The organism is Mycobacterium sp. (assembly GCF_049280035.1).
Taxonomy (GTDB): Bacteria; Actinomycetota; Actinomycetes; order Mycobacteriales; family Mycobacteriaceae; genus Mycobacterium.
In genome coordinates, this window is record NZ_JBAPPI010000761.1 from 1 (window position 1) to 3,114 (window position 3,114).

Consider the following 3,114-nt stretch of genomic DNA (forward strand, 5'->3'; position numbering starts at 1 on the left):
CCTCCGGGTGTCGGGCCAGGCGGACCGGGTGGTCCCGGCCCGTGGCATGGCGACCCCCAGCGCGGCTACTTCCACGGAGCCCCGTGGGGCGACGGCCCAGGGCCCTGGGGCGCTGGCCCGCCACCGCGGCCGGACTGGGGTAGGCCGCTTCCGCCGCCGGGCGGCCGGTGGGTAGGTGGCCCGATCAACTACTGGGGCTACCAAGAGAATCCGCTGTGGAACCCGCAGTTCAACCAGTGGGGCTTCTGGTTCTTCGGAGTCTGGATTCCGCTGTAATAAGCCAGTCACAAGACGCGCGCTTACGGTTGACCGGCTATCCGTCGTAGCACGAAGTCGCTCAGCGACGTGGGCAGATTGGTCATCAGCGAGACCTGCAACTTGGGGCCGACGCCGACAACGTAGCGGGAACGGGGGCTGCGGGCGGTCAGCGCCTTCGCGACGACCGCCGACACCTTCTCGGCTGGTACAGCGAGCTTCTGGGACAACGGAATCGACTTCTTGAGCCCCGCGATGTGTCTTGCGTAGTGGTCGCGTTGCTCGGCCGTCAGAGCGGCCTCGAATTGTTCAACCATGTCGTCAGCGGTGCGCCACATGTCGGTATCGGTCTGCGCGGGCTCCACGATAGCGACGTCAATGTGCCATGGCCGCAATTCGATTCGCAGCGCGTCGGCGGCTGCCTCGAGCGCGAACTTGCTTGCGCAGTAGGCACCGATCAGTGGCATCGACAGCCTCCCGTTGACGCTAGACATGAATACCACCCGCCCCCGCGACTCGCGAAGCCGCGGCAGCACCGCCCTTGTGACGGCGAGCTGACCGATCACGTTGATCTCCAGCTGCTTTCGCCAATCCTCAGTGGTGACCGTTTCCATCGGGCCGGTCACCACAACGCCCGCGTTGTTCACGATCGCGTTGAGTCGCTCAGGTAACAGCTCATCAAGCGCGGCGATGTGTTCGGCATCCGCGATGTCGAGAATCAATGACGAGATCCGCTGCGGGTCCAGCGCAGTGACCGCGGCAGCGTCGTGTTCCGTGCGGACCCCGGCGATCACATCCCAGCCGCGCGTGGCCAGATATTCGACGATCGACTTACCGATGCCACGACCGGCTCCGGTGACGAGTACTGATGGCATCAAGTTCTCCTTCTGACGGGCACTGCCCGTCGACAAGTCGCGCCGATCGACAACAGTGAAACTAGGAACTATCGACGCTCAGGCTCCAGCGCTTCAGCCATGGGCCGATCAGTTCGGCAATGGTGCCACGGTCTGCGTCTCCTGCGCGGATGGTGATGCCGACCGGGGTCGCGGTGCCGTCGGCGTTGCGATAGTAGACAGGCCCGCCGGAGTCACCCTTTTGCACGTGCGCCAGGAACTGCACTTTTGTGGGTGACACATAGATGATGGGGCCGCATGCTGGCCCGCGGTGCTGTGCGCCGCTGATCAACCCGTAGTGGCACAGCTGCTGGCCTTCAGCCAGGTGTGTGTCGTCGGCGGACGCGGTGACCGGCCGGATTCCGATAATGCGTGTGTCGGTTGGCACCTGCGGCGGCATGTCCGGGGAGTTGGCGATCGCGAGCACGGCGATGTCGTCGTCCCCGGCGCCGTCGCCGTCATAGACGTGGTGGGTGAACCACCCAACAACTTGGAAACCTGTCTTCTTGTTGAAGTAGTTGGCGCCGCCGCCATCGTCGCAGTGGCCGGCGGTGAGGACGCCGGGTTGACCGGTGCCGTCGTGGACGAGCCATCCGGCGGTGCAGGTGTCCGTGGGCCGGCCGTCAGCGTCGTAGATGCCTATGCCGACACCTGGGGCGAGGGCGGGCGCCGGGTGGTGGCTCAGGTCGAAGTCAGGTGGATCTGCGGCGGCGGTCGCAGCAGTCAGCACACCGCAGCAGCTGATTGCCGCTGCCGCGATCGCCGCCCGCGCCCACGTTGTCGTGATCCGTCGCCGATATGCGAGATCCACACTGCCACAGCATTTCTCAGGTGAACTGGCGCCGTATCTCAAAAGGATTTCCCATTATCTATTCGCCAGCAGGCGCTCAACGTACTTCGCAAGGTACCCCTAAATGACACCTGTAGGCCAACCGAGAACTGGCTGCGGAGACGCCAGCGGCAGCGCGCCCCTTTAGCCTTCAATATGTGTGACTGGCCCCGCGACTGCGTCGCGGGTCCGGCTGCGTCGCAGTCTGACTGGCATTTCCGGATTCCACCGGAGGGCTCCGCCGATACGTCGCGGGACGTTCCACCGCCGCATACGCGCGTCCGGCGCCCGCCTGATTTCCAAGCCGCTTCCGCGCCAGCATGAAGGTCAAGATCTCACGGCTGATGAAGGCTGTGAGGGCTTGTCTTCGGCGGGGGAGTCATCGTCTTTGGCCAGGTGGCGCAGGACTCGTTCGTTGAGGGCGGCGAGCATGTCGAGCTCAGCGGGGGTGAGCAGGTCGATGAAGTTCCGGCGGACGTCCTCCACGTGCCTGGGCGCCGCCTTCTCGATGGCGGCGCGGCCAGCCGGCAGCAGGCAGACCATGGTGCTGCGGGCGTCGTCGGGGTTGGGCTCGCGGCAGATCAGCCCGTCCTTCTGCATGCGCCGCACCTGGTGGGAGACACGGCTCTTCTCCCAGCCCAGTGTGTTGCACAGGTCGCGGGCGGGCATGCGGTTCCCGTCGTGACCCGAGAGCACCGCCAGGACCTCGTAGTCGGCCCCGGACAGGCCCGATGCTTGCAGGCCCCGGTTCAGGTGCACGTCAAGCTGATGATGCGCGTGCTGGAAGGCCCGCCAGGCGCGGTCTTCACGAGGGTTCAGCCAGTTCGGTTCCATCAGGCTCCATGCTACCCGATTGGTTGACTCATCAACAAACACTGCTTAAGGTAGAGCAGTCAACCTTTTCGATCGTAAGTAAGGATGGGATACCTCATGAGTAGCATCAGCATCATTGGCACCGGGAACATGGCCCGCGCCATCGGCGCCCTGGCGGTAGCTGGCGGCAACACCGTCGAGGTCACCGGCCGCGATCAGTCCAAGGCGGCTGACCTGGCCAAGGCGCTCGGCGGCGGCGCCACGACGGGAGAGTGGGGCGCCGTCCCGGCCGGCGACATCGTCATCGTGGCCGTGTTGTACGAC

General features: G+C 65.2%; 4 protein-coding genes and 1 pseudogene. 2 read left to right on the plus strand and 3 right to left on the minus strand.

Annotation, left to right across the window (positions count from 1 at the left end; all coding sequences use genetic code 11):
• A pseudogene (locus tag WAN71_RS24465) lies at nucleotides 1-276 on the plus strand (chitin-binding protein); the annotation flags it as partial.
• 23 nt (nucleotides 277-299) lie between these two features.
• Here WAN71_RS24465 and WAN71_RS24470 read toward each other — a convergent pair.
• The 3 genes from WAN71_RS24470 to WAN71_RS24480 form a co-directional block, all read right to left on the minus strand.
• Nucleotides 300-1,130, minus strand: a complete 831-nt coding sequence (locus WAN71_RS24470; RefSeq protein WP_422227808.1) for an SDR family NAD(P)-dependent oxidoreductase — start codon at nucleotides 1,128-1,130, stop codon at nucleotides 300-302.
• A 61-nt stretch (nucleotides 1,131-1,191) separates the two neighbouring features.
• Nucleotides 1,192-1,959, minus strand: coding sequence for a trypsin-like serine protease (locus tag WAN71_RS24475; protein ID WP_422227809.1), 768 nt, complete (start codon nucleotides 1,957-1,959; stop codon nucleotides 1,192-1,194).
• Nucleotides 1,960-2,304: 345 nt separating this feature from the next.
• Nucleotides 2,305-2,811, minus strand: coding sequence for a MarR family winged helix-turn-helix transcriptional regulator (locus WAN71_RS24480; protein ID WP_422227810.1), 507 nt, complete (start codon nucleotides 2,809-2,811; stop codon nucleotides 2,305-2,307).
• Between the two features lie 96 nt (nucleotides 2,812-2,907).
• On the opposite strand from WAN71_RS24480, the gene WAN71_RS24485 reads away from it, so the two are divergent.
• Nucleotides 2,908-3,114: NAD(P)-binding domain-containing protein (locus tag WAN71_RS24485; RefSeq protein WP_422227811.1), on the plus strand; the 207-nt coding region annotated here is incomplete at its 3' end.